Here is a 23,793-nt window from a genome sequence, read left to right as displayed (position 1 = left end):
CGGCCCCGAGCGCAGCAGCGCCCGGGGCCCGATGGCTGATGTCCGACGTCCGGTTTCCGTTGCTCGGCAACCGGGTTCGGCAAGCGGGTTCAGTATCCGGCGGCGTCGTCCAGCCCGTGGCCGCGCAGCGGGACGAGGAAGCTGCGCTCGAAGACCACCACGACCTCGCCGGTGGACTTCGTCCCGGTGGTTCGGCACGTGACGATGCCCTGTCCGGTACGGCTCTTGGAGAGCCGCTTGGCGAGCGTCTCGGTCTGTGCGTACAGGGTGTCGCCCGTGAACACCGGGTGGGTCATCCGGATGTTCTCCCAGCCGAGGTTGGCGATGGTCCGCCCGCTGGTGGAGCGGGCCGTCATCCCGCCGACGATGCTGAGCGTCACCAGGCTGGAGACGATCGGCCGCCCCCAGGGGGTGTGTTGGCTGTACGCGGCGTCGATGTGCAGCGGGGCGTCGTTCATGCTCAGCATGCTCATCAGCACGTTGTCCAGCTCGGTGACGGTCCGCCCCGGGCGGTGCTCGATGACATCGCCGACGGTGAACTCCTCGTAGTAGCGGCCGACCACCTCGCGGTAGTGCCGCTCGCCGATCCGCCGGTAGCCGGCGGGTTCGGGGTCGGGCGTGAGCGCGGACGCGGATTCGGCTTCGGGCATGGCGCGTTGCTCCCCAGGGGTCGGAGTCCGGCGGTGGGCGATCAGGTGTCTGGCGTCAGGTGCCTGGCGTCTGGTGTCTGGCGTCAGGAGGCAGGGATCAGAGGTCGGAGGTGAGCTCCCTGACGTGGCCGGCGAACTCGGTGATCAGCCGCTCGTCCATGTCGGCGCGCATCATCAGCCGCAGACCCGCCTCGCCCTTGGGAACGATCGGGAAGAACACCGCCGAGCTGTAGAAGCCGCGTTCGAAGAGCTGGGCGGAGAGCTTGACCGCACGCTCGGCGTCCCCGACATCCACCCGCCGAACCGGCAGGCCGTTGCCCGCGAAGGTGGTCGGCAGCAGCTTGTCGAAGAGGTCGATGTTGCGGTTCAGCTTCGCCTGGAGTTCGGTGAGTTCGGCGGACCGGTGGACGGCCGCGCTGCCCAGCGAGGCGCCGACCAGCGGCAGTGCCACGTTCTGCGACCAGCCGACCGGACCGGCGTGCCGGTGCAGGAACTCGAACTGCTCGCGGTTGCCGAGCATGGCGATGCCGCCGCCGGTGCCGAAGCCCTTGCCGAGGCTGGCGACGATGACCGTCAACGGGTTCATCTCCAGCCGCGAGCGGACGAAGCCCTCGCCGCGCTCGCCCATGATGGACAGCGAATGGGAGTCGTCGATGTAGAGGAACAGCCCGTAGCGGTCCTGGAGTTCGAGCAGCCCGTCGAGGGCCGCCGCGCCGCCCATCGAGTACGCTCCGTCGGCGACGTAGGCGACCCGCGGGTACTTGCGGCAGATGTCCTCCAGATAGTTCAGGTCGTTGTGCGGGCAGTTGAGCACCAGCGACTCGTCCGCGCAGATCGGCTTCACATACGCCATGCAGAAGTGGCAGAACCGGTCGAAGACCATCACGCGGGGCCCGCCGCCGCGCTCGCAGGTGCCGTCGAGGTGACCGGAGGCGACCAGCGGCAGGATGCCGGCGGTGAGCGCGGTGCAGGACGCGCCGGGCAGGATGTGCGCGCCGAACAGTTCGCCCAGTTCCTCCTCCAGCCGCACCAGCAGGTTGTGCCGGATCCGGGTGGTGGAGGTGACCAGCCAGGTGCTCTTGGACTCCGTGAGCGCGTCCACCGCTCCGGCCGCGACCTGCGGGTGGTTGTTCAGCCCGAGGTAGGCGCAGGAGACCATGTTGGCGAACTCGTGGCCGGTCTCGCGGACGATCAGCCGGTTGTTGGACTCCGAGTCCACCTTGATGCCGATCAGCCCGTTGGCGCCGGCCGCCTGCCAGACCGGGTCGGCGGTGGCGAGCATGGCCTCGGCGTTGCGGTAGCGGCGCGGGCCCTGGATGGATTCTTCGGTCATCGTCACTTCTCCTCCGTGTCGTTCCGGGGGGCTGCGGGCCGTACGGGGGGTACGGGCCGTGCGGGCGGTACCGGCGGTACGGGCCGCGTGGGCTGGTCGGCCTGGCCCGGCGGGCCGAACTGCTCGATCAGACGCTGCGAGGCCTCGAAGAAGGGCATGCCGACCATCACCCCGTCCACGACGGTGACCGAGCGGCCGTTCTCCCGGCCCGCCTCGACCACTCGCAGGGCCTGTTCCAGCAGATGCTCGTCGGGGCTGAACGCCTCGTTGATCAGGGGAAGTTGGCGGGGGTGCACGGCGATCTTGCCACTGAACCCGAAGTCCCGGGCGAGCGCGGCCTCCCGGCACAGCCCGTCCAGATCGGTGACTTCGAAGAACGGCGCGTCCATCGCCTCCACCCCCGCGGCCCGGGCGCTGTTGACCACTCGGCCCCGGGCGTGTGCCAGGGCTTCCCAGGAGAGCCGGGCGCCGACCGCGAACGCGTAGTCGGCGGAGCCGAAGACCAGTCCGCGCAGGCGGTGCCCGGCGGCCGCGATGGCGGGTGCGTGCTCGATGCCCAGGGGCGTCTCCACGACGGCGAGGAACTCCGTCTCCGGGCAGTCCGGTCCGAGCGCTCCGGCGGCGATCTCGATGTCCCGGGGGGACTGCGCCATCGGGATCAGCACGATGTCGGGCTTGACGCGGTACCGGGTGATGGCGATCAGATCGCGCAACCCGTCGGGCCCGGCAAGGGTGTTGATGCGCACCGCGCTGCGGGCGAGCTTGGTGGACGGCAGGTCGAAGAACTCCTCGGCGAGGTGGCGGGCCTCCTCCTTTCGAGCGGGTGGGACCGAGTCCTCCAGGTCGACCATGGCGATATCGGCCCCGGACTGGTGGCTCTTGGCGTACCGCTCCACCGCCATCGCGGGTGTGGACAGCAGGGAACGGCAGTACCGCGTGAACTTCATGGAAATCTCCGAAGTCAGCGAAGTCTGCGGCTCCTGGTTCTATCCCACCGGCATTGTTCGGCGCCGTGCGGCTGGACATTGAACATCAACTCGGAACAACCGCCCCGTGCGACCCATTGTTTGACGCCAACTGTCCTGTGCATGATGAATCTCGAAGGATGGACACCGCCCAGGCGTCAGGACCTCCGGCCGTCAGGACCGCCAGCCGTCAGGTTCTCCTGGCGTCGGCCCCCTGCTGTCGGGTTATCCGCGCTCGGGCCTTCCGCCCTTGGGTTTTCCGTCCACGGGAGACCGCGTCGACGGGGCCTCGGATCATCGGGCTCCGGATCACCGGGCACCGCTTCAACGAAGAAGGGGGCTACTGTGCCGCGTCGGGAGAGTCCACTGGACCAGGGCGACGGGCCGCTGCTGCGGTTCGCGGGCGACTTACGGGCGCTCAGGGAGCGGGCGGGCACCCCGCCGTACCGGCAGCTCGCCCTCCGGGCACACTGCTCGGCCGCCAGCCTCTCGGTGGCGGCGGGCGGCCGGCAGCTGCCGAGCCTCGCCGTCACCCTCGCCTATGTACAGGCGTGCGGAGGGGACGTGCGGGAGTGGCAGCACCGCTGGCAGTTGCTCGCCGCGGAACTGGCCGCGGACACCGCCGCCCGCCGGCGCGCCCAGGACGCCGGGCGGGCCCCGTACCCGGGTGTGGCGGCCTTCGAGGCGGTGGACGCCGAGCGCTTCTTCGGACGGGAGGCGCTGCTGGACCAGTTGGTGGGGCTGCTCGCCGAACGGCGCCTGGTGGTGGTCACCGGGCCCTCCGGGGTGGGGAAGTCCTCGCTGGTCAGGGCCGGTCTGCTGGCGCGGCTCGGCGGGCCGGTGGCGCTGCTCACCCCGGGGGAGCGGCCGATGGAGGCGTACACGCTGGCCCTGGCCCGGCTCGGGCAGCGGGCCGGGGATGGACGGGCCACGCGAGCCCAGGCCGGGAGCGCGCGGGCCGCAGAGGCGCAGGTCGGGCCCGCGCGGGTCGGGTCCGCGCGGACCCGGGGCGGGGGGAGTGGCGAGGCGCGGGCCGGGCGTGGCAACCGGACGGCCGAGGGGGAGTGGGCGGCCGATCCGGTGCTGGTGGTGGACCAGGGCGAGGAACTGGGCACCCGCTGCCGTGACGCCGCCGAGCGCACCCGGTTCCTGGACTCGTTGGTGGCGTGCGCCGAGGACGCGGTCTCCGAGCGGGCGGCCGCCATGGGCGGGAGCGGCGCCGGAACCGCTCGGTGCCGGGTGGTTCTGGTGCTGCGGTCCGACCAGTGTGCCGCGCTGCTCGCCGAACATCCCGCGCTGGCCGCGGCCTGCCAGGACGCCGTGCTGGCGGTCGGCCGCCCGGCGCCCGACGAACTGCGCCGCGCGATCACCGAACCCGCGCTGCGGGCCGGTTGCACCGTCGAGGGTGCGCTGCTCGCCGTCCTGATCTCCACCGCCGCCCAGCAGCCGGGCGCCCTGCCGCTGGTGTCGGCGGCCCTGTTGGAGACCTGGCGGCGGCGCAGCGGCAACGCGCTCACCCTGGCCGGGTTCCAAGCCACCGGCGGCTTCGAGGGGGCGCTGGCCCGGACCGCCGAGGTGTTGTTCGACGGGCTGGGCGCGCTGGACCGCGAGCTGGCCCGGGCGGTTTTCCTGCGGCTCGGCGGTGAGAGCGTGCGGATCCCCGTCGGGATCGGCGAGTTCGACGGCCCCGGGGTGCCGGCCGTGCTGGAACGGCTGGTCCGGGCCCGGCTGGTGGTGCTGGACCGGGACACCGTCGAACTCGCCCACGGCGCGCTGCCGCAGGTCTGGCCCCGGCTGCGGGACTGGCTGGCCGAGAGCCGGGACACGCTCGGCGACCATCGGCGGCTCACCGAGGTCGCCCGCAGCTGGGCCGCCGCCGACCGGGACCCTGAACTGCTCTACCGGGGAGCCCGGCTGGAACTCGTTCGGCGGCGGGTGGCGGCCGGAGAGCTGACCCCGGCCGGAGTCGAGCGGGCGTTCCTGGCGGCGGCCGTGCGCGCGGCCGCCGCAGACCGGCGCCGGTCCCGTCGGCAGAGCCTCGCCGTGGCCGGGCTCGCGGCGGCCGGCGGCGCGCTGATCACCCTGGCCGGGGGGAGCCGGATTCTGCGGGCGCGGCGGGATTGATCAGCCCCGGGGCCAGGGAGTTGAACATCGCCCTGTTCAATCAACGGGCGATCGGGGCGCGCCTCGGAATGTCGATCACGTCCTTGCGCGGCCGTCGGCGGGCCGGGTAGCTTGGCGGTCGATCCCGGCTCCCGCAGTTCGTTGATTCACCTTCCAGGATCGGGATTTCCCCTCCGTCGTGGCCGGCCCGGAGCCGGCCGACGGATTTCTCGCGAGCTGATTCCGGTGCCGTCCCGGCCGGTTCGGTATCCGGTTCACCTCGATCCGACTTTTCCCAGCCTCCGGCCCAGCCATTTCCCGAATCCGCGTCAAGGGGGAGTCATGTCCAATTCGGCCCGTCCGGTCCACCCGGTCCACCCGGCCCGTCCGGTTCAAGCGGCCAGTCCGGTGCACAGCTGGGACGAGTTCACCACGCTGCGCGAGGTGGTGGTCGGTACCGCCGTCGGCGCCCGGCTGCCCGGGCAGTCCGACCCTTCGTCCTGGCTGTCCTGCTTTCCGAAGACCAGGGCCGCCGACCTCGGCTCGATCCCGGTCGGCGCCTACTCGCAGCAGGTCGTCGAGGAGACCGAGGAGGACCTGGACGCCCTGGTCGCCACCCTGCGCGGCCTCGGCGTCACCGTCCACCAGCCCGAAGTGGTCGACCACGCCGCCGAGTTCGCCGCCCCGCACTGGAAGGCCGACGGCGGCTTCCACTCCTACTGCCCGCGGGACCTCACCCTGGTGGTCGGTGAGACCGTGATCGAGGTGGCGAGCCCGATGCGCGCCCGCTACTTCGAGGTGTTCGGCCTGCGCGGCCTCTTCCAGGAGTATCTGCGCGGCGGTGCCCGATGGTTGGCCGCACCCCGCCCGCAACTGAACGACGAGCTCTTCGAGTTCGACGCCGACGGGCTGCCGCTGCTCGGCGAGGCCGAGCCGGTCTTCGACGCCGCCAACGTACTGCGGCTCGGCCGCGACGTCTTCTACCAGGTCTCCCGCAGTGGCAACGAACTCGGGCTGCGGTGGCTGGAGTCCACCCTTGGCCTGCTCGGTGACCTGCGCCTGCACCCGCTGCGCGACATCTACGGATACACCCACATCGACAGCACCATCGCGCTGCTGAGGCCGGGCCTGGTGCTGCTCAACCCCGAGCGGATCAGCCCCGAGACGGTGCCCGAGCCGCTGCGGGGCTGGGACATCCTGTGGTGCCCGCCGGCCGAGCCGTCCGCCGACTCGACCGAGCCCGAGCCCGAGCACTCGCTGAGCGAGAGCTGGATCAGCATGAATCTGCTGATGGTCAGCCCCGACACGGCGATCGTCGAGTCGGACCAGCGGAGCCTGATCAAGCAGCTGGAACACGCCGGCATCACCGTCCTGCCGCACCGGCTGCGCCACTCGCGGGTGCTCGGCGGCGGTTTCCACTGCGTGACCCTGGACATCCGGCGGGACGGCGGGCTGGAGGACTACCTGTCGTGATCGCGGCGAGGTGGGGGGCTGGCATGCTTGACGGGTGACTTCTCCGTTCGACGCCGCCGTCCCCGCCCCTGCCGCCGCTTCCGTTCCCGCCGTTTCCGTTCCGTCCTCCGCTCCGGAGTCCGTGCCGGCCGCCGAGGACCGGGACGCCCGGCCGCAGTACGTCCTGCCGCTCCTCGTCCGGATGGAGCGGGCCACCCCGCCCGGGCGGACCGACGCGCTGGAGACCTCGGCGCGGGCCGTGCTGACGCTGCTCGCGGACTCGCGCGTCACCGAGCCGGACGGGGAGTGGGCGGAACGGGTCGCCGCCTGGGAGGACGCCCGGATCCGCAAGGTGGTCCGGCGGGCCCGGGGCGGGGAGTGGCGCCGGGCCGGCGAACTGCCGGGGATCACGGTCACCGGGCGGGAGGCGGAGGTGCGAGTGTTCCCGCCCGTTCCGCTGGACGGCTGGCCGAAGGAGCTCGCCAAGCTCCATGGAAACGGTCTGCATACACTCTGGGCATGAATGCGCCCCTGACCAGCGACGTTGCCAAGGCAGCCGCCGAGGACTCCCCCCGAGCCATCACCTACGCGAGGCAGAGCAAGAGGCGAGACGACGACTCGCAGGCTTCACCGGTCATGCAGCAGCGCAAGGGCCAGAGCCTCGCCGACGCGCGCAGCTACTCCTACGACCCGGAGACCGACCACTACGAGGACGTTGGCAAGTCCGGGTGGAATCCGAAGGTCATCAGGCACGGGTTCGAGGCCATGATGGAGCGCGTGCGCTCCGGCACGGTGGACGTCGTGATCATCTACAACCTGGCCCGCCTCACCCGTAAGGGAGCCTTGGACGCGATCCAGATCGAGGCGGAGATGCGCCGACACGGCGTGACGCTCATCAGCGTTCTGGAGCCGTGGTTGGACACGTCCACCCCGGTCGGGCTGGGCATCTTTGCCATCATCGCGGGTCTGGCGGAGCAGGAGTCATCGAGCAAGTCCGAGTTCGTCACCGACGCGAAGGAACAGGCCCGTCAGCTCGGCGGGCACACCGCCGGTACCGCCCCCTACGGCTTCGTCATGGAGAAGACCACCGGCCCCGAGGGCGTCAAGGTCGTGTTCCTCCGCGAACGCCCGTCAGAAGCCCGGGTGTGCCGCTGGATCATCCGGCGCATCGGCGAGGGCAAGACGCCGGCGTGGGTGGCCAAGGTGCTGAACCGGGCACGCGTGCCCTCTCCGGGGACCCGGACGCCGGGCCGAGTCAAGGCACTGCGAGAGCGAACCGGAGCCAAGCTGGACGTGGACCAGTGGACGGCCCACGCTATCCGGCGCGTCGTCCGCGACCCCCGCATGTGTGGCTTCGCCACCGACATGACCGGGGAGAAGTACGAGATCCGGCGTGACGACGACGGCGCGCCCATGCGGGTTCACGATGCCCTGGTGTCGGAGGACCACTGGTACAAGGCAACCGCCATGCTTACGGCGGCTGGGAAGAAGTACCACAACCCCCACACGGGGACGGCGTGGCTCCTGTCCGGATGGGCTTTCCTGTACTGCGAGTGCGAGGCCACCATGGGGGCCGCGAACGTCTCGGCGGGCCGGACCGTCTATCGCTGCAACCGAGCGCCGGAATCGCTGCGGGCGATGGGCAAGCGCAAGAGCACCATTGCCGTCGACCTGCTTGAGTACCACGTGGCGTCCTCCGTGTTCTCCCGGCTCTCCGCGCTGGACATGGACGACGAAGACGACGTGGCCCTCTGGACGGCCGCAGGGAAGGCGTACGCGGAGCGGGCGGGGGCAGCTGAGCGGGCGGTGGAACTGTCCGCTGCCAGGGCCTCTGAGGCACACACGGAGGCTTCGCTGAGGCAGACGTACCGGGAGCGGGACGACGACCTGTACTCGGGCCCGGTCGGGGCCGAGATGTTCGGCGAACGCGTCATGAAACTGACCATGGCGCTGGAGCGCGCGAGGAAGCACCGCGAGGCCCTGGAGGCACAAGAGGCGGCTGTCGGCATCCTGCCGCTGGAGGAGTGGTTGGGGCCGGACGGCGCCTATGCCGACCCGGTGAAGGAGGGGCCGTGGGCGGGCTGGTCGATGACGGAGCGTCGGGAGTTCCTGTCGCTGCTCATTGACCGGGTGGTGGTACGCGAGGGCACGCGCGGGGGTCACCACAAGTTTCGGCAGGACCCACGCGAGCGCATCGAGATCCGGTGGAAGGGTGCAACCGCCTTTGAGGTGAGCGGACTTGTGGCGCATTCGGCGGTGGGTCGCGTGAAGGAAGCAGCAGGAATGGCCTGACGGCTATAGCGCGACAGGGCGCGCGTTCGACGGATCACGGTCCGCCGGGCGCGCGCCCTTTTGTTTGCATTCTCGGTTTCCTTACGGATGTCGCAGTCGACAAGGGCTGTGCTCGGGAGGCGCGCCGGGGCGGAGCCCTACGAGACGCAGATCAGGTCGGGGGCAAATAAGCTGCCCCCTAGCTAAACCCCTTTACGTGTATAGGGAGTTTGGGTAGGGGGCACGTTTTTTGCCCCCGTCATCCGCATGCCGATGAGTGACGTAAAAGTCGCAGATTCGGCCGCGCGTTGGCCGCTGGCCGGGCTGCCGCCGGGGGCATGCCGCGCGGTGCGGGCGTCGAGGGGCGTGGGTCGCTCTAGGGTGGCCTGTGGGGGCGGAGTGGCGCAGGGGCGCCGAAAGGCCGCCACTGGGGTCGCGTGGCGCGTCTGCGGGTGCGTATGGGGCGGGGTGAACCACCGCGCTTTCATCGGTATGGGCGGTTGGCTGCGCGGGGGCGATGTCACCCGCCGCAGCTACACGCAGATGACGTGGTGTTACCCGCCGCAGCTATACACAGGTAGCAGCGTGAACCGCTGCGTCTACGCATGCTTGAGCGCCGAGACACCGGTGCTCCCGCGATCTGACGACCCTATCGGTCGAGCCATACCCGGTGTCTCGGGTTGCTCCCGGTGGGGCCGCTTCCGCGTTCCCGGCCGACTCTCTCCCGGCTGGCAGCGCCTCGGGCCGCCCGCCCCTGTATCCGGCGGGCGGCCCTCTATTTTTGCCAACTGGCTTGCGCTGACTGCAAGTCGAATGAAAGGGGCCGAGATGTTCAATCCCGACCGGATGAAGGAGCGCCGCAAGGCGCTGGGCCTGACCTGCGCCCAGCTCGCCGACCGCTTGGGCGTCCACGAGACGACCGTGTGGCGCTGGGAGGCCAGCGAGGCCGTCCCGTCGATCGCCCGCACCGCCGAGCTGGCTGCTGCCCTCAGGGTGCCGTTCTCGGTGCTGCTGCGCCGGGCGAAGTCCAATGACCAGTACGCGGAACTGTTCGGCGCGGAGATGGTCCGGCGTCGGCAGCCCGGCGCCCGGGTCTTCGACTCCTGGAACGACAGCCGCGACGCCGTCGAGATCGACGGTCTCGTCGCTGGGGTTCGCGAGGCACAGCGCAAGGCCGGTAGTCGTGCCTGACGGCCCCGATCGCGCGCTCATGGCCCGGGTTGCCGTCAAGGTCGCCGAGAGGGCCGAGGAGGTGGCCCAGCGGGCGCGGGAGGCGATCAAGGCAGCTGTTCCACCCTCGCAGCCTCCGGCGGGCCCCGACCGGCAGGTGTGGCAGCTCCGTGCGGCCCTGCGGCACGGCATTCCCGAGGGTCACGCCGGACGGCTCAACGGCACCACTGCGGAGGAGGTCGACGCCGACGCGGCGGCCTTCGCCGCGATGATCGACCAGGCCGGGGTGCCCGGGCCGAACCTGCGAACCCGCCCGATGCCGATCGCAGGCGGAGGCGGTGGCGCGGCCATCCCCGAGCCGGCCGACCGGCGGGCCTCTCTCGTAGCCCACATGCGCGGCACTCGCCGTATCTGACGAAATATCAATCTAGTCCCGCCAAGGGGCTGTTCCTGGAGGGAACATCATGGCAGCGGCCATTACCAACGACCTCAAGACTCACGACCTGATTGCCGAGACTGCGGTCTCCTACCTGGCCCAGACCGGGGTGGCGTCCGCGCTGGTCTTCCGCAATGCCGAGAAGACGTTCGGCGGAGGCTCTGGCAAGACCGTCCGCATCGCAGTCCCGAACCGCATTGAGGCGAAGAACTTCAACGGCACCGACGAGCTGTCGGCCGCCTCGGAGCGGGAGGTCGAGGTGAAGATCACCGAGGCCCCTTACAGCTCCGTCCCGGTCCAGCAGGACGAGGCCACGTTCGATCTCCGAAACTTCGCAACTCAGGTGCTGGCACCGCAGGTTGACGGCGTGGTCCGAGCGCTGGAGGCTGCGGCCTGCGGACCGATGAACAAGGCCATCGCTGCCGTGAAGGGCGGCGACGTGGCCCACATTATCCAGCGCGGGGACGGCTTCAATCTGGACTGGATTGTGGACGCCGGCACCGAGCTGGACGCCAACGACGTTCCGGAGGAGGGGCGTTGGCTTCTGGTGAGTACCGAACTCAAGGGCCTGATCCTCAAGCACCCCGACATGAAGCACGCGGACAAGTCCGGCTCCTCCGACGCGCTGCGCCGGGGTGAGATCGGCGATCTGCGTGGCTTCAAGGTCTTCCACTCCAACGCCCTCAAGGGCGGTGCCATCGCGGGTGTCCGCGAGGCGTTCGCCCTCGCTGTCTGCCCGCCGACCATGGGCGGCCTTGGCGGCGGTTCCACCCCGCTGGTGAACGGACGGACCGTCTCTCAGGGCGGCTACGCACTGGCTGTGTGGACCGCCTGGGACCAGTCCGGTCACACCGCCATTCACACCGTGAAGTCGTTCGCGGGCGGCGCCGAGATCGATCCGGACCGGTACGTGGCGTACCGTCTGGCGGCCCCGGGCGGCGCGGACAAGTGACCAGGGGCGGCTGGAAGCCGGCGACCTGAAAGATCACGGCCGCCAGCCGTTTGCAGGGGGCCGGGTTCCCAAGCCGGGGTGGGAAGTTGAGGGGGTACCTCTGCACGGGTATCCCCTCGCGCGGGGCGCTGGGCATCAGGGAACGGCATCGCACTGCCGTGACCCGCTCTGCCGCTTCGCGCAACAGCGGCGTAGGTGGTCGGGCGGACACGGAGGCCGCCGCTGCCGACCGGTCTGTTCGCTGCCATGCCACATGTGGCGACGTTCGGCCGGGCAACCGGAAGCCTGACCAGTCGGAGCCGAGCGTGACGCGATGGCCATGCGGCCGATCTGGGCAGCCGCGCTGCTCACCGCCGACGCTCGCCGGAGGCACGCGTGGACCTCAACGAGATTCCGACCGTCGAACGAGCGCTTGACGCGCAGCCAACGGAGTTCGCGCAGCGACTCGCACGCGCTTGATCGCGCTTCGCTCGCTCGGCTTCGCGCCGTTCGCAGAGCCGCAAGCCTGACCGGCGTTGGGGCGCTTCGGCTGCTCGGCCTGGCGCCGGGTGGCCTCCGGCAGGGGTGGGGGGTGACCCCCTCCTGAATCCCTTCCGCTGCACCATGTCAAAGCGATCAAAAATCTGCATGGCGCCATCGGCACTTTTTTCAGATCTACCAAGGGAGTTGAACGATGGCCGCTGGCCTTGAGTTGGACCTGCCTCCGGCGCCTGACGGGCTCGGCCCGGCCGGGGCGGACCTGTGGGAAGCGCTCCGCGCCGAGGGCTGGGAGCTGTCGGCGGGGGAACGGGCCGTCCTCGCCGACGCGTGCGCCATCCGGGACGAGGTCGAGGCCGTACGGGCCGCTCTGACGGCCTCCGGGCCGGTCGTGACCGGCTCCACCGGCCAACCGGCCGCGCACCCGCTGTTCGGTGTGCTGGACCGCCAGCGAGCCCAGTTCGCCCGACTGGTCGGGCAACTCGGGATCACGCTCGACAGCGATGAGCAGGACGGGCCTCTGTCGGTCAGCCAGGCTGGCCGGGCGGGTGCTCGGGCGCGTTGGGGGGCGCGCTGATGGCCAGGATGCGGAAGCGCCCGGCGGAGGTCGCCGACAAGCCCTGCTTCTGGTGCGCGCGGGAGGGCCACGCCGCTTGCAACGAAGATGTCCACGCCCGGCAGCGCACCGAGGACTGGGCGCTGTACCGGGCGCTGATGGGGGAGACAGAACCGGGGCGCCAGACGTGACGGGCGTCTCGGCGAGGTTGTAAAGAACTTGGGCCCCTGGCCTGTCCCTTGGGACGGGTCAGGGGCCCTTACGTCGTCTCCGGGTCGTCACCCTCCGCTCAGCCGGCGGTGGACCGAGGGTGATCCCGGCGTGGTGTCAGGCAGCGAGCAGCAAGCGGGTCCGCTCGCGGAAGTCGGCGACCAGCGGGTGAGCGCCGAAGGGGGCCATCCGCCGCTGCACGTCCTGCACGGCTTCGACGCTTCGGGAGGACTTCACCCGGCGGGACAGATCGATGGCGCGGACACCAGCAGCATGGGCGGCTTCGAGGTCGCCTCGCTGGACGTGGGAGACGGCGAGGGCGGCCTGAGACATGGCGCCGCGCCGGGCCCGGCCCTGTGCGCGGGCGTAGTCGATCGACCGGTGCGCGTGTTCGGCGGCGTGGTCCGGCTGGTCGAGGTCGCGGAAGACGTTGGCGATCTCGCCGTGCAGGTAAGCGCCGTCGATGAACTTGGCCCACTCCGCCTCTCGGCCCGGCTGGACGTTGGAGAAGGCCCGTTCGGCCTCGGTGACCGCGTGGGCGGCCGCCTTGGCGTCTCCAGAGGCTGCGAGGGCCCGTGCTTCGAGTGCCCAGAGGTCCGCGAGGCAGGCGGGGGAGTCAGCGCTCCGAAGCCCCTGACGGCCCGCCTGGGCGAGCCTGCGGCCCTCCTGGGGATTGCCGAGGAGTGTCGCCTGGTCGGCCATTCCTGCCAGGACGTGGGCCCCCAGCGCGGCATCCTGGGACTCCTCCGCGAGTCGGAGCGCCTGGATCAGGTACCGCTGTGCGGTCCCGTGCTCCCCATCGTCGTAGGCCATCCACCCGAGCAGGTAGGTCTGCTCCGCCGTGGCGGCGCACAGGGCCCGGCGGACATCGTCTGCGAAGGCGCGTCGGAGCAGCGGGTACACGTGCTCGTTCATGTAGGCGGTGAGGACCAGGCGGCCGGAGCCGCCCCCCTGCATCACGTCCATGTCCTGGAAGCTGGCGAACATGTTGCGAACACTGGTGACGTCTTCGAGTCGGACGCGGGGACCGGGTTCGGGCTGTTGGTCGAGTGTGTTGAGCAACCAATCGCGGGAAGGCCCGACTCCTGCTGTTGCCGCGAACGGCACCGCCGCCAGAAACGCGCGTCGGTCCATGTCAGCTCTCCCTAGCTCGGTGACCGCTTCTACCGTCTCCCCGAACGATGCGCTGTAAGCGAGTGGGCGGTCAAGGTCCGGCGAATCGCCGAAGCCAAGGTCATAGGTGGTGACCCGGTAGCCGAAGTGGGCTGAGAAGACATCAGCGATGACGCGGGGGAGAGGGTGGCGCGGCTGCTCGCCGAGGCACCAGCGACGGACCCCGGTGGCATCCGGGTTGATGTGCCGGATTCCGTACTCCAGTGATCGCCTGTGCACCCGCCGGGCCACCTCGCCCCGACTCAGGCCGGATCGCTCGATCATGCCCGTGAACTCCCGGTTGGGCTGCTTCCCCATGGCTCACCGCTTCCCAACTGCCCGAAAACCGACAGGGTTCGACACCCCTTCGCACGGTACCGGAGGGCAGTCCTCCGAGGTTGGCTGAATCAGACAACTTCACCATGGCGAAGGGTGGCGAAGCGGCGTGACGACGGCGAAGAGAGCGACCGAGTACCTGGCGCTGTGTCAGGCGGACTACCGGGCGGAGAAGGCAAAGCGGGAGGACAGACCGCAGATGTTCCCCAAACCCCCGAGCTGCGCCTGCCCGCACCCCGAGTGCCGCGCGGCCCGTGACAAGGAGGCGGTGGCCGATGTCGCGTGAGCCCGTGGTCGTACCGGATGTCGGCCGCGAGCCGGCCGAGGAACAAGGGTGCGGACAGTGCCAGGAGTTGGACGCTATCGCGTCTGCTGCCTTGCAGGTCCGTGACCCGGCTGGGGGGTTCTACCGGGACAATTCGCGGCTCACCGACGTGAGACTCCTCCGGGAGCGCCACGCGCCGTACTGCAAGGTGCCCCGGGGTGGTGGGGGTGAGTGATCGGCTTCCCGCGACGCCGGAGGAACCGACGCCGGACCACGACCCGCCCGACGCCCACCCGGCCGTAGGACCCTCCGAGGGTGACGACCCGCCCGACGCCCGCCCGCCTCTTGAGCCCGCCGAGTCGGACGTGATGCTGCGGCTCTGGGCGGCAAACCACCGGCTCGAACAGATCCGGGCCAGCCATCGACGCACAACACCGAGTAGGAGCCCCGTGGTTCACCCCACCCTGCCCAAGCACCGGGTGTGCACTCCCGCCACCGAGCCCGCCGAGAAGGAGGCCGACATCCTCCCGGCGGACAAGGTGTTCCTGCCCGAACACATGGGCGGCGACCCGGGCGGCCCGTGCATCGGCTTCGAGTACCCCGAGGACGGCGGGTGGCAGTCGGGAGGCTGCTCGACGCCCTCCGTCCCGGTGTGGCAGTCCGCCGAGGACCTGCCAGCCCTCGGCGAGGAGGTGGCCGAGTGACCGGTGAGGCCGTGACCCTGAGCCAGGACCGGACCGTGGAGGTCGTCGGCGTGGCCGCGTGCGCCGAGGAAGGGTGTGCGTGGGAGGTGCTGGACGCCGTGCCGCTGGCGCGGTTGGCGGCCGAGATGGGCATCCACACGAAGGACACGCAGCACGCCAAGTTCATCCGGACCGCCAGCGACGTGGTCAAGGTGGAGATCCGGAAGGTCCGCTAAGGGCGCCGGGCGGCCCCCAGAAGCCCACTTCCGGCCCCGTCCGTGCGCGCCCCCAGCGACGCACGGGCGGGGCTTCAAACTGTCGAAGGGCTGTACGGGCTCGCAGGTAGCCTGTCCCGGTGACCTCACTTTCCGAGCCCTTCGACGCCCCGAGCCCAGTCGATGCCCCCACTGACCGTGACGCCAATCCGCAGTACGTGCTGCCATTGGTGCTGCACCTGGAGAAGGCGGACCCGCCGGGGCGCACGGACGCGCTGGAGACCTCGGCGCGGGCGGTGCTCACCCTGCTCTCCGACCCGAGGGTGACGGAGGCGGACGGCGAGTGGGCGCAGCGGGTGGCGGCCTGGGAGGACGCCCGGATTCGCAAGGTGGTGCGTCGGGCCCGGGGCGGGGAGTGGCGCAAGGCGGCTGAGCTGCCCGGCATCACGGTGACGGGTAGGCGCGCGGAGGTGCGGGTGTACCCGCCGGTGCCGCTGGACGGCTGGCCAAAAGAGCTGGCCAAGCTACAGGTGTCGGGGCTTGAGCTGACCGACGATCCCCAAGGTGCACCCCGCCCGAATCTCCAGGTCTCCGGCACCGATCTGGAGGAGACCGGCCCGGTCGCCGCCGCCGAGCCCGGCCTGCCGGTGCTGTGGCTCAATCCGGAGCTGGAGATGAGTGCGGGCAAGACGATGGCGCAGACCGGCCATGCCGCCCAGGTCGCCTGGTGGCGGCTGGACGAGACGCAGCGCAAGGAGTGGGCCGAGTCCGGTTTCGCCCTCGCCGTCCGCACGGCGACGCCGGAGGCCTGGGCGGAGCTGCTGGTGAGCGGCCTGCCGCTGGTCCAGGACGCGGGCTTCACCGAGATCGCGCCGGGGAGCTGCACGGTGGTCGCGGAGCACCCGGCGCTGCGCGGGTGACGGGTGACGGGCGGCGGCGAGTGACAGGGAACAGCGGACGGATAACAGCTTTCGGATAACAGAATCTGAAAGCTGTTATCTGTTATCCGTCCCCTGAAAACTGTCATCCGTTCCAGGTCTCCCGTCGCCGTGTCCGAATGCCGCCAGCATCCAGGGCGGCGGGTCGGTGAGTATCGGTGACGAAGGGGTTGGCCCCCGTGCCGTCCGCAGCCGGGCCCGACCCGCCCGAGACTCCGGAAGGACACCCCCGTGACCACCGAACCCGCCGCCCGGGTGGCGGCCGCCGACTGGGCCGCCGTCGCCGACGAACTGGACGCCCACGGCTGCGCGCTCACGCCCCGGCTCCTCTCCCCGGCCGAGTGCCGGGAGCTGGCGGTCCGGTACGACCGGGCGGAGCTGTTCCGCACCACGGTGGACATGGCCCGCCACCGCTTCGGCTCCGGCCAGTACCGCTACTTCACACACGACGGCCTCCCCGGGCCCGTCCGGGACCTGCGGGCCGCGCTCTACCCGCACCTGCTCGCGATCGCCCGCACCTGGGCCGGGCGGCTCGGCCGGCCAGCCCCCTGGCCGGACACGCTGGACGAGTGGCTGGAGCTGTGCCACCGGGCCGGCCAGTCGAAGTCCGCCCAGATCCTGCTGCGCTACGGACAGGGCGACTGGAACGCGCTGCACCGCGACGTGTTCGGCGAGATGGTCTTCCCCCTCCAGGTCGTCATCGGCCTCGACGAGCCGGGCAGGGACTACACGGGCGGCGAGTTCCTGCTCGTCGAGCAGCGGCCCCGCGCGCAGTCCCGGGGCACCAGCACCGTCCTCGCCCAGGGCCACGGCCTGGTGTTCACCACCCGGGAGCGCCCGGTGAAGTCGGCCCGGGGGTGGTCCGCCGGCCCCGTCCGGCATGGCGTGAGCACGGTCCGTTCCGGCCACCGCCACGCGCTCGGCCTCGTCTTCCACGAGGCCTGAACGGTTCCGTGATGACCTCCGCCACCCCCGCCCGCTCGCCGCTGATCGGCCCCGCCGCGATCGCCGCCTACGGTCCCCTGCCCGCGCCCGGCCCGCACACCGCGGCCGAACTCGCCGCACTGCTCCGTCTGCTCACCGGCGGCCGGGCCCGCCTCCACACCGTGACCGTCGGCCACAGCCGCGACGACGCCTCCCGCGCCGCCGCGAGGGCCTTCACCGAAGCCTGGCTGGACCTGCCGGGACGGTCGGTGCTCGCCGTCGTCGACTGGCCGGAGCAGGCCGCCTCCTGGCTGCGGCCCGCCCGCCGACTGACCGCCCCGGCGCCGGACGCCTGGGTCCTCGCCGCCGCACCACTCGGCTGGGCGCAACTGGCCCGCCGCCTCGGCCGGGAGCCGGGCTGGCGGGCGTGGCACACCTTCGGCTTCGCCTCGCTCGCCTCGCTCGCCTCGCTCGCCGAACCGCGTGCCGTCGCCCTCGCCGGTCAGGGGGCGCTGGACGGCCTGCGCGGCGCGAGCGCCGACGGCGGCACCTGGGAGATCGCCGACGGCCGGCTCACCACCTGCCCGCCGGGCCGGGCGCCTCAGACGGTGTAGCGGCGCATCGCGCGCAGGCCGCCGTACGCCGCCGCGGCCGCCCAGAGGGCCATGATCAGCAGGCCGGACCAGTGGCCGTAATGGATCCCCGGGTCCGGCTGGGTGCGCGTGGCGTACAGCCCGGCCCGGTCGGGCAGGAACTGGCCGGCCTCGCGCACACCGGGGATCGCCGCCAGCCAGGTGGTGCCGAGGAAGACCATCGGGACGAGCAGGCCGAGCGCGGCGCTGAAGTTGCGCAGCATGGCCGTCAGGCCGAGGCAGAGCACCACCAGCAGCGGGTGGTAGAGCACCCCGGCCGTGAAGGCCCGGGCCAGACCAGGGGTGGAGAAGTCCAGGCCGGTGGTGGCGGCGACGACGAGGAACGAGCCGGCCGTGGAGGCCAGCCCCATCAGCAGCCCCAGTCCGATGCCGAGGGCGAGCTTGCCGCCGTAGAGCAGGCCTCGGCGGGGGACGGCGGTGAGTGAGACCGAGATCATGCGGGTGTTGAACTCCTGGCCGATCAGCAGGACGCCATGGCAGGCCACGGCGACATGGCCGAACAGCAGGCCGTAGAAGATCCCGTTGCTCGGGTCCTCGCCCGGGGTGTGGTCCGCCTCCCCGTACGCGGCGTTGACGGCGGCGGCGACACCGACGGTCAGAACGACGGCGACGAGCGGGGCGAGCCACTGGGAGGGAAGGGTGGTGAACTTGACGCGCTCGGAGCGCAGGACGTTCAGGGCGGTCGGAGCGCCGGTCATGGACGTGGTCATCGAGGTGTCGTTCCCAACGGTCTCGGAAGAGGCTGACAGGGAGTGGGCGAGGTGCGGGCGGAGCGGCTCGCGGTGGAGGCACCCCGCCGCCGGTCGCGGAGGCAGGCGCAGGCCCCGGGCCTCGGCGCAGGACTCAGAACTCGGCTCGCCGCAGGGCGCGCAGGCCGCCGTACGCCGCGGCTGCCGCCCAGCCGGCCATGATCAGCAGACCGGTCCAGTGCCCGTACACGACCTGCGGGTTGTCGGCGTAGTGCAGCGCGTACTGGCCGGCCCGGTCCGGGAGGAACTGCACCACGGAACGCGCCCCGGGTACGCCGCTGAGCAGCGGGGAGAGCAGGAAGACGGTCGGCACCAGCAGGCCCATCGCGGCCGTGAGGTTGCCGAGCAGAGCGGTCGCGCCGATGCAGAACACCACCAGCAGGACGGGGTACAGCACTCCGGCGGTGGCGCTGCGGGCGAGGGCCGGGCCGTCCCATGCACCGGGTGTGGTGGCGGCGTATCCGGCGAAGGAGCCGGCCGTCCCGATCAGGCCGACGGCGAGGGCGACGAGTGCGCCGACGGCGAGTTTGCCGCCGTAGAGCAGGCCTCGGCGGGGGACGGCGGTGAGCGAGACGGTGATCATGCGGGTGTTGAACTCCTGGCCGATCAGCAGGACGCCGAAGCAGACCAGCGCGGCCTGGCCGAAGTTGAGGCCGTAGTAGAGGCCGACACCGGGGTCGTCGGTGAGGCTGTGGTCCTTGCCGCCGAGGGCGGCGCCGACGGCGGTGGTCAGGCCGACGGTGAGCAGGGCGGCGAGGACCGGGGTGAACCAGAGCGAGCGGAGGGTGGCGAGCTTGATCCCCTCGGACCGCAGCAGGTTCAGTGCGGTGGACGTGGACGTGGACGTGGACGTGGACGTGGACGTGGACGTGGCCGGGGCCGGGGCCGGTACGGACGGAAGGGTGCTCATACCGCCGCCGCCCGGTACTCGACGCTGTCGGCGGTCATCCGCATGAACGCCTCTTCCAGCGAGTCCTGCTGGACGGCGATCTCGTACAGCACCACGCCGTTCGCCGCCGCCAGCGCCGCGATCCGCTCCGGCTCGGCCCCGCTCACCTCCCAGGCGTCGCCGTCCACCGGCTCGGCGGTCACCGTTCCCGAACCGAGACTCCCGAGGTCGCCGCCGAGCAGGGCGGCCAGCTTCGTCCGGTCCACCGCGCGGACCCGGATCCGGGTGCGGCCGTGGCGTTGAAGGAATTCCGTGGTGGCGTCGTCCGCCAGCAGCCGGCCCCGGCCGATGACGACCAGATGGTCGGCGGTGAGCGCCATCTCCGTCATGAGGTGGGAGGAGACCAGCACGGCCCGGCCCTCGGCGGCCAGATCGCGCAGCAGGGTGCGGATCCAGCGGATGCCCTCGGGGTCGAGGCCGTTCACCGGCTCGTCCAGCAGCAGCACCGGCGGGTCGCCGAGCAGCGCGGCGGCCACGCCGAGCCGCTGGCGCATGCCGAGCGAGAACCCGCGGATCCGGCGGCCCGCCGCCTCGGTCAGGCCGACCTGCGCGAGCACCTCGTCCACCCGGCGGTTCGGCAGCCCGTTGCTGGCGGCCAGCCAGCGCAGCTGGCCGCGCGCGGTGCGGCCGCCGTGCACGGCCTGGGCGTCCAGCAGGGCGCCGACCTGCCGCAGCGGGTCGGCCAGTTCGGCGTACCGGCGACCGCCGACCAGGGCGTGGCCTGCGGTGGGCCGGTCGAGGCCGAGGATCAGCCGCATGGTGGTGCTCTTGCCCGCGCCGTTCGGCCCGAGGAAGCCCGTCACCACCCCGGGCCGGACGACGAAGCCGAGGTCGTCGACCACACGCTTTCCGTCGTACTCCTTGGTGAGGCCCTGAACCTCGATCATGACGCCCTCCCGCGTGCTCCCCGGACCTTCCCCGGACTCGCTTCGGGCTCCTCCGGATTCACTCCGACCCGCTCCGACCCGCTCCGGGATTCCGGACCCTGGCTCTCCGGCTCCGACGGCCCCATTCCACCGGAGCGGACCACTCCGGCGGATCCCGCCGGGGAGTGGAGCTCTCTCCCTCTTGGGAGGGAGCCGCGGCACATCGCTGACCTGGCAGGATGGCGTCATGCCCAGGATCCTCGCGCCCCTGCTGAGCGCCGCCACCTACGCGCGGTGGCTGCATCTGGTGATCGGGTGGATCTTCGCCGGCGTCGTCCTGATGATCTACCCGGGGACGTACGGGTTCAGCCTCGCCGAGGTCCTGGCAAGGGCCGTTCTGCTGGATGCCGTGCTGCTCACGCTGGCCGCCCTGCTGCCCGCGATGCGCCGGGCCGAGGGCGTGCAGGCGCGGCTGCTGCTGATGCCCGAACGCGAGCAGGACATCGCCGCCGAACCCGCCCGTACCTGGGCCGACCGCCGACGCACCGCCGTCTGGTTGATCGGCCGGGTGGCTCTCGGCTCGGTGGTCGGGATCCTCGCCGTGCTGGTGCCCGCCGGCGCCGTCGAGCTGGTCGCCGACTCCGCGCCGAACCTGCACGGAATCCAACTCCCGCACCAGCACGGACTGCTCTGGTACCCGCTGCTGGCGGCCGCGGCGCTGTTCGGCTACGGCTGGCTGGTGGTCTGGGCGGGGCGTCTGCAACTCGCCATGGCGGTAAGGCTGCTGGGGCCGTCCCCGGCCGAGCGGCTGGCCGAGGCGGAGCTGCGGGCCGAACGCCTGCTGGAGCGCAACCGGTTGGCCCGCGAGCTGCACGACTCCATCGGCCACGCGCTGACGGTGACGGTTCTTCAGGCCGGTGCGGCTCGGGAGGTGGGCGACCCGGCCTTCGTCGCCAAGGCGCTCGAAGTCATCGAGGAGACCGGCCGACAGGCCATGGACGACCTGGAGCGCACACTCGTGCTGCTCCGCGAGGCCTCGGACCGGCGGGACGCGTCGGACGGGTCCGTCACCGAGCGCCCCGGCATCGAGCAGCTGTCCGCGCTCTTCGACACCGCGCGGGCCGCCGGCAGCCCGGTGGAGGCATGGATCGACGTGCCGTCGGGGAAGCTGCCCGGGGTGCTCTCCCGCGAGTCCTACCGGATCCTCCAGGAGGGCGTCACCAACGCCCTCAAGTACGCGCCGGGCGAGCCGATCAGCGTCCGGATCGCCCTGCGGGGCGGCCGGTTGGAGCTGCGCTGCGCCAACGCGACGGGCGGGCCTGGCCCGTCGTCCGCGCGCAGCGCACCGCGCAAGGGCGGCAAGGGACTTCGCGGTATCCGGGAGCGGGCCGCGCTGCTCGGTGGCGAGGCCTCGGCCGGGCTGGAGTCCGGCGAATGGGTCCTGGCCGTCCGCATGCCCCTACGCTTGGGCGTGTGATGATCGACATTCTGCTGGCCGACGACGAGGAACTGGTCCGGGCCGGACTGCGGGCCGTGCTGGAGGCGCAGGGCGACCTGCGGGTGGTCGGTGAGGCCTCCGACGGAGGCGAGGCGGTGGCCATGGCCCGGGAGCTGCGCCCGCACGTGGTGCTGATGGACGTCCGGATGCCGGAGGTCGACGGTCTGGCGGCGACCCGCGCCCTCGTCCGGTCGGGCGCGACCGGGGAGCAGCCGCCGAAGATCCTGGTCGTCACCACCTTCGAGAACGACGACTACGTCTACCAGGCCCTGCGCGCCGGTGCCGACGGCTTTCTGCTGAAGCGCTCCCGCCCGGCCGAGATCGCCCACGCGGTCCGGCTGGTCGCGGCGGGCGAGTCGCTGCTCTTCCCGGCCGCGATCCGTCGTCTCGCCGCAGGCCAGGGCAACGCGGCCGCCCGCGCGACGATGGCCCGTGCCGCCCTGACCGAGCGTGAGGCCGAGGTGCTGCGGCTGGTGGCCCGGGGCCTCGCCAACAGCGAGATCGCCGAGCAGCTGTTCCTCGGCGTGCAGACGGTGAAGACGCACGTCAGCAGTGTGCTGGCGAAGCTCGGCGCCCGCGACCGCACCCAGGCGGTGATCGCCGCGTACGAGTCCGGCTTCGTGGAGCCGGCCGAGGACCGGCTGTCCGAGGAACAGCCGAACCGTGCGGACCCGACGCGGAGTTGAGCCGGCCGTAGGGCAGGAGCCGGCCCCGCCGTCCGGGACCGGTAACCGGTGGGCCGAAGCGATACCCGGCGGGCCTGGCCGGTACCCGGTGACGGGTGGCCGATGAGGGTGCTCAGGCGGGGTACGCGTGGGTCTGAGCGGCCTTGACCGAGGCCCAGACGGTGGTGCCGGGGGCGAGATCGAGCTCGGCGGCGGCGGCCGGGGTCAGGTCGGCGGCCATCGGCAGGTCACCGGCCAGGTCGGCGCGGACCTGGTCGCCGTGCAGGTCCAGGCCCGCGACCTGGAGCTCCCAGACGTTGCGCGCGCTGGACTGCGGTCGCTCCCGGTGCAGCGTGACGGCGGACGGCGGGAACGCCACGAAGGCGGGGCCGGTCAGCTCCTCGGTGGTGGCCAGCACGGGGCCGTCGGCCAGCGTCACCCGGTGGCCGTCCGCCGTGCCCTGGTAGAGGTTGAGGCCGACCAGGCGGGCGATGTAGTCGGTGCGCGGACGCCGGGCGATCTCGGCGGGGCTGCCGGACTGCACCTCGCGGCCGCCCTCGATCACCACCAGCCGGTCGGCCAGCACCATCGCGTCCAGCGGGTCGTGCGTCACCAGCACCGCCACCGCCTCGAACTCGGCCAGATGGCGCCGGAGTTGGGCGCGGACATCGAGCCGGGTGCGGGCGTCCAGGGCCGCCAGCGGCTCGTCCAGCAGCAGCAGCCGCGGCCGTACGGCCAGCGCCCGGGCGAGTGCCACCCGCTGCGCCTGGCCGCCGGAGAGGCGGCCGGGGCGGGCGCCCGCGTGGTCGGCCAGGCCCATCCGCTCCAGCCAGCCGGCCGCCTCGGCCCGGGCCTCGCGCTTGGGACGGCCCTGGCAGCGCGGGCCGAAGGCGACGTTGTCGAGGGCGCTGAGGTGCGGGAAGAGCAGGTAGTCCTGGAACACCACGCCGACCGGACGCTCCTCGGCGGGGGTGTGCAGCCGATGCGCCGGGTCCTCCAGGACGCGGCCGTCCAGCCGCAGGTGGCCGCCGGTGAGCGGGAGCAGCCCGGCGAGGGCGCGCAGCGCGGTGGACTTGCCGGCGCCGTTCGGTCCGAGCAGGGCGACCACCTCGCCGGGGGCGGCGGTGAGGGCCAGGTCGAGGGTGAAGGCGGCGCGTTCCACCCGGAGCCGGGCGTCGAGCGCCGGGCCGTTGAGCGCCGGGCCGTCGGGTGCCCGGTCGTCGGGCGTGTGGTCGTCGGGTGTGTGGTCGCTCGGGGTGTCGGCGGGGGCGGTCGTCATGGGGTGGGCGTCCAAGGGGCGGGGGCCGGAGCGGGGGCGGGTGTGC

At 71.9% G+C, this 23,793-nt stretch carries 24 protein-coding genes and 1 pseudogene; 17 read left to right on the top strand and 8 right to left on the bottom strand.

Annotated elements, in window-relative coordinates:
- Positions 1–89: 89 nt before the first annotated feature.
- The 3 genes from ACIO5D_RS04805 to ACIO5D_RS04795 all read right to left on the bottom strand — a co-directional run bounded on the left by ACIO5D_RS04805 (position 90) and on the right by ACIO5D_RS04795 (position 2,930).
- Complete coding sequence (locus ACIO5D_RS04805) at positions 90–650, bottom strand: MaoC family dehydratase (protein WP_363608611.1); 561 nt, start codon at positions 648–650, stop codon at positions 90–92.
- 97 nt (positions 651–747) lie between these two features.
- The gene (locus tag ACIO5D_RS04800; protein WP_363608609.1) at positions 748–1,983 is read right to left on the bottom strand and encodes an aminotransferase class I/II-fold pyridoxal phosphate-dependent enzyme; all 1,236 of its coding nucleotides are present in this window, start codon (positions 1,981–1,983) and stop codon (positions 748–750) included.
- Positions 1,984–1,985: 2 nt separating this feature from the next.
- The gene (locus tag ACIO5D_RS04795; RefSeq protein ID WP_400649706.1) at positions 1,986–2,930 is read right to left on the bottom strand and encodes an HpcH/HpaI aldolase/citrate lyase family protein; all 945 of its coding nucleotides are present in this window, start codon (positions 2,928–2,930) and stop codon (positions 1,986–1,988) included.
- 363 nt (positions 2,931–3,293) lie between these two features.
- Between ACIO5D_RS04795 and ACIO5D_RS04790 the strand changes: the two genes are divergently transcribed.
- From ACIO5D_RS04790 to ACIO5D_RS04750, 9 genes and pseudogenes are all read left to right on the top strand, one after another.
- Positions 3,294–5,072, top strand: a complete 1,779-nt coding sequence (locus ACIO5D_RS04790) for a hypothetical protein (protein ID WP_400793940.1) — start codon at positions 3,294–3,296, stop codon at positions 5,070–5,072.
- Positions 5,073–5,393: 321 nt separating this feature from the next.
- Positions 5,394–6,524, top strand: coding sequence for an inosamine-phosphate amidinotransferase 1 (locus tag ACIO5D_RS04785; protein ID WP_363608603.1), 1,131 nt, complete (start codon positions 5,394–5,396; stop codon positions 6,522–6,524).
- Between the two features lie 34 nt (positions 6,525–6,558).
- Positions 6,559–7,005 (top strand): annotated as a pseudogene (locus ACIO5D_RS04780) (peptidyl-tRNA hydrolase); the annotation flags it as partial.
- A 17-nt stretch (positions 7,006–7,022) separates the two neighbouring features.
- Positions 7,023–8,795: a recombinase family protein gene (locus ACIO5D_RS04775; RefSeq protein ID WP_400793939.1), complete on the top strand. Its 1,773-nt coding sequence runs from the start codon at positions 7,023–7,025 to the stop codon at positions 8,793–8,795.
- Between the two features lie 807 nt (positions 8,796–9,602).
- Entirely contained in the window at positions 9,603–9,965 is a 363-nt protein-coding gene (locus ACIO5D_RS04770; RefSeq protein WP_400793938.1) for a helix-turn-helix domain-containing protein, read from the top strand.
- Positions 9,966–9,984: 19 nt separating this feature from the next.
- Positions 9,985–10,359 (top strand): hypothetical protein, encoded by a 375-nt coding sequence (locus ACIO5D_RS04765; RefSeq protein WP_400793937.1) that lies wholly within the window; start codon positions 9,985–9,987, stop codon positions 10,357–10,359.
- 49 nt (positions 10,360–10,408) lie between these two features.
- Positions 10,409–11,332 carry a P22 phage major capsid protein family protein gene (locus tag ACIO5D_RS04760; protein ID WP_400793936.1) on the top strand — a complete coding sequence of 308 codons (924 nt, stop codon included), beginning with the start codon at positions 10,409–10,411 and terminating at the stop codon, positions 11,330–11,332.
- 673 nt (positions 11,333–12,005) lie between these two features.
- Entirely contained in the window at positions 12,006–12,386 is a 381-nt protein-coding gene (locus ACIO5D_RS04755) for a P27 family phage terminase small subunit (RefSeq protein ID WP_400793935.1), read from the top strand.
- Positions 12,386–12,556, top strand: coding sequence for a hypothetical protein (locus tag ACIO5D_RS04750; protein ID WP_400793934.1), 171 nt, complete (start codon positions 12,386–12,388; stop codon positions 12,554–12,556). Before ACIO5D_RS04755 ends, ACIO5D_RS04750 begins: the two co-directional genes overlap by 1 nt.
- Before the next feature lie 136 nt (positions 12,557–12,692).
- On the opposite strand, the gene ACIO5D_RS04745 is transcribed toward ACIO5D_RS04750, so the two are convergent.
- Positions 12,693–13,562 carry a transcriptional regulator gene (locus ACIO5D_RS04745; protein WP_400793933.1) on the bottom strand — a complete coding sequence of 290 codons (870 nt, stop codon included), beginning with the start codon at positions 13,560–13,562 and terminating at the stop codon, positions 12,693–12,695.
- Between the two features lie 610 nt (positions 13,563–14,172).
- On the opposite strand from ACIO5D_RS04745, the gene ACIO5D_RS04740 reads away from it, so the two are divergent.
- The 6 genes from ACIO5D_RS04740 (at position 14,173) to ACIO5D_RS04715 (ending at position 17,702) form a co-directional block, all read left to right on the top strand.
- Positions 14,173–14,349 (top strand): hypothetical protein, encoded by a 177-nt coding sequence (locus ACIO5D_RS04740; RefSeq protein WP_400793932.1) that lies wholly within the window; start codon positions 14,173–14,175, stop codon positions 14,347–14,349.
- 428 nt (positions 14,350–14,777) lie between these two features.
- On the top strand, positions 14,778–15,032 hold the full coding sequence (locus tag ACIO5D_RS04735; RefSeq protein ID WP_400793931.1) for a hypothetical protein: 255 nt from the start codon (positions 14,778–14,780) through the stop codon (positions 15,030–15,032).
- The gene (locus ACIO5D_RS04730; RefSeq protein WP_400793930.1) at positions 15,029–15,247 is read left to right on the top strand and encodes a hypothetical protein; all 219 of its coding nucleotides are present in this window, start codon (positions 15,029–15,031) and stop codon (positions 15,245–15,247) included. Before ACIO5D_RS04735 ends, ACIO5D_RS04730 begins: the two co-directional genes overlap by 4 nt.
- Before the next feature lie 119 nt (positions 15,248–15,366).
- Positions 15,367–16,146 carry a peptidyl-tRNA hydrolase gene (locus tag ACIO5D_RS04725; RefSeq protein WP_400793929.1) on the top strand — a complete coding sequence of 260 codons (780 nt, stop codon included), beginning with the start codon at positions 15,367–15,369 and terminating at the stop codon, positions 16,144–16,146.
- A 249-nt stretch (positions 16,147–16,395) separates the two neighbouring features.
- Entirely contained in the window at positions 16,396–17,109 is a 714-nt protein-coding gene (locus ACIO5D_RS04720) for a 2OG-Fe(II) oxygenase (RefSeq protein WP_400793928.1), read from the top strand.
- Positions 17,110–17,120: 11 nt separating this feature from the next.
- Positions 17,121–17,702 (top strand): hypothetical protein, encoded by a 582-nt coding sequence (locus ACIO5D_RS04715; RefSeq protein WP_400793927.1) that lies wholly within the window; start codon positions 17,121–17,123, stop codon positions 17,700–17,702.
- Here ACIO5D_RS04715 and ACIO5D_RS04710 read toward each other — a convergent pair.
- From ACIO5D_RS04710 to ACIO5D_RS04700, 3 genes are all read right to left on the bottom strand, one after another.
- Complete coding sequence (locus tag ACIO5D_RS04710) at positions 17,690–18,451, bottom strand: hypothetical protein (RefSeq protein ID WP_400649666.1); 762 nt, start codon at positions 18,449–18,451, stop codon at positions 17,690–17,692. The two genes, ACIO5D_RS04715 and ACIO5D_RS04710, sit on opposite strands and share 13 nt — an antisense overlap.
- A gap of 133 nt (positions 18,452–18,584) precedes the next feature.
- Positions 18,585–19,400 (bottom strand): ABC transporter permease, encoded by an 816-nt coding sequence (locus ACIO5D_RS04705; protein ID WP_400793926.1) that lies wholly within the window; start codon positions 19,398–19,400, stop codon positions 18,585–18,587.
- Positions 19,397–20,326: an ABC transporter ATP-binding protein gene (locus ACIO5D_RS04700; protein ID WP_400793925.1), complete on the bottom strand. Its 930-nt coding sequence runs from the start codon at positions 20,324–20,326 to the stop codon at positions 19,397–19,399. Before ACIO5D_RS04700 ends, ACIO5D_RS04705 begins: the two co-directional genes overlap by 4 nt.
- Before the next feature lie 226 nt (positions 20,327–20,552).
- Here ACIO5D_RS04700 and ACIO5D_RS04695 point away from each other — a divergent pair, with 226 nt between their 5' ends.
- Both ACIO5D_RS04695 and ACIO5D_RS04690 read left to right on the top strand, forming a co-directional pair.
- Positions 20,553–21,782 (top strand): histidine kinase, encoded by a 1,230-nt coding sequence (locus ACIO5D_RS04695; RefSeq protein WP_363608571.1) that lies wholly within the window; start codon positions 20,553–20,555, stop codon positions 21,780–21,782.
- Entirely contained in the window at positions 21,782–22,489 is a 708-nt protein-coding gene (locus tag ACIO5D_RS04690) for a response regulator (protein WP_400650307.1), read from the top strand. Before ACIO5D_RS04695 ends, ACIO5D_RS04690 begins: the two co-directional genes overlap by 1 nt.
- Positions 22,490–22,601: 112 nt before the next feature.
- Here ACIO5D_RS04690 and ACIO5D_RS04685 read toward each other — a convergent pair whose 3' ends face one another.
- A complete protein-coding gene (locus ACIO5D_RS04685; protein WP_400793924.1) occupies positions 22,602–23,747 on the bottom strand; it encodes an ABC transporter ATP-binding protein in 1,146 nt (381 codons plus the stop codon).
- Positions 23,748–23,793 lie beyond the last annotated feature (46 nt).

Source organism: Kitasatospora sp. NPDC087315, assembly GCF_044744345.1.
Classification (GTDB): domain Bacteria; phylum Actinomycetota; class Actinomycetes; order Streptomycetales; family Streptomycetaceae; genus Kitasatospora.
This window is presented reverse-complemented; position numbering and strand designations above follow the sequence as displayed.

Bases quoted from the DNA above. Each gene is read 5' to 3' on its own strand.
- ACIO5D_RS04805 (WP_363608611.1), bottom strand. From the start codon at position 650: ATGCCCGAAGCCGAATCCGCGTCCGCGCTCACGCCCGACCCCGAACCC.
- ACIO5D_RS04800 (WP_363608609.1), bottom strand. From the start codon at position 1,983: ATGACCGAAGAATCCATCCAGGGCCCGCGCCGCTACCGCAACGCCGAG.
- ACIO5D_RS04795 (WP_400649706.1), bottom strand. From the start codon at position 2,930: ATGAAGTTCACGCGGTACTGCCGTTCCCTGCTGTCCACACCCGCGATG.
- ACIO5D_RS04785 (WP_363608603.1), top strand. From the start codon at position 5,394: ATGTCCAATTCGGCCCGTCCGGTCCACCCGGTCCACCCGGCCCGTCCG.
- ACIO5D_RS04775 (WP_400793939.1), top strand. From the start codon at position 7,023: ATGAATGCGCCCCTGACCAGCGACGTTGCCAAGGCAGCCGCCGAGGAC.
- ACIO5D_RS04770 (WP_400793938.1), top strand. From the start codon at position 9,603: ATGTTCAATCCCGACCGGATGAAGGAGCGCCGCAAGGCGCTGGGCCTG.
- ACIO5D_RS04765 (WP_400793937.1), top strand. From the start codon at position 9,985: ATGGCCCGGGTTGCCGTCAAGGTCGCCGAGAGGGCCGAGGAGGTGGCC.
- ACIO5D_RS04760 (WP_400793936.1), top strand. From the start codon at position 10,409: ATGGCAGCGGCCATTACCAACGACCTCAAGACTCACGACCTGATTGCC.
- ACIO5D_RS04755 (WP_400793935.1), top strand. From the start codon at position 12,006: ATGGCCGCTGGCCTTGAGTTGGACCTGCCTCCGGCGCCTGACGGGCTC.
- ACIO5D_RS04750 (WP_400793934.1), top strand. From the start codon at position 12,386: ATGGCCAGGATGCGGAAGCGCCCGGCGGAGGTCGCCGACAAGCCCTGC.
- ACIO5D_RS04745 (WP_400793933.1), bottom strand. From the start codon at position 13,562: ATGTTCGCCAGCTTCCAGGACATGGACGTGATGCAGGGGGGCGGCTCC.
- ACIO5D_RS04715 (WP_400793927.1), top strand. From the start codon at position 17,121: ATGACCTCCGCCACCCCCGCCCGCTCGCCGCTGATCGGCCCCGCCGCG.
- ACIO5D_RS04710 (WP_400649666.1), bottom strand. From the start codon at position 18,451: ATGACCACGTCCATGACCGGCGCTCCGACCGCCCTGAACGTCCTGCGC.
- ACIO5D_RS04705 (WP_400793926.1), bottom strand. From the start codon at position 19,400: ATGAGCACCCTTCCGTCCGTACCGGCCCCGGCCCCGGCCACGTCCACG.
- ACIO5D_RS04700 (WP_400793925.1), bottom strand. From the start codon at position 20,326: ATGATCGAGGTTCAGGGCCTCACCAAGGAGTACGACGGAAAGCGTGTG.
- ACIO5D_RS04695 (WP_363608571.1), top strand. From the start codon at position 20,553: ATGCCCAGGATCCTCGCGCCCCTGCTGAGCGCCGCCACCTACGCGCGG.
- ACIO5D_RS04690 (WP_400650307.1), top strand. From the start codon at position 21,782: ATGATCGACATTCTGCTGGCCGACGACGAGGAACTGGTCCGGGCCGGA.
- ACIO5D_RS04685 (WP_400793924.1), bottom strand. From the start codon at position 23,747: ATGACGACCGCCCCCGCCGACACCCCGAGCGACCACACACCCGACGAC.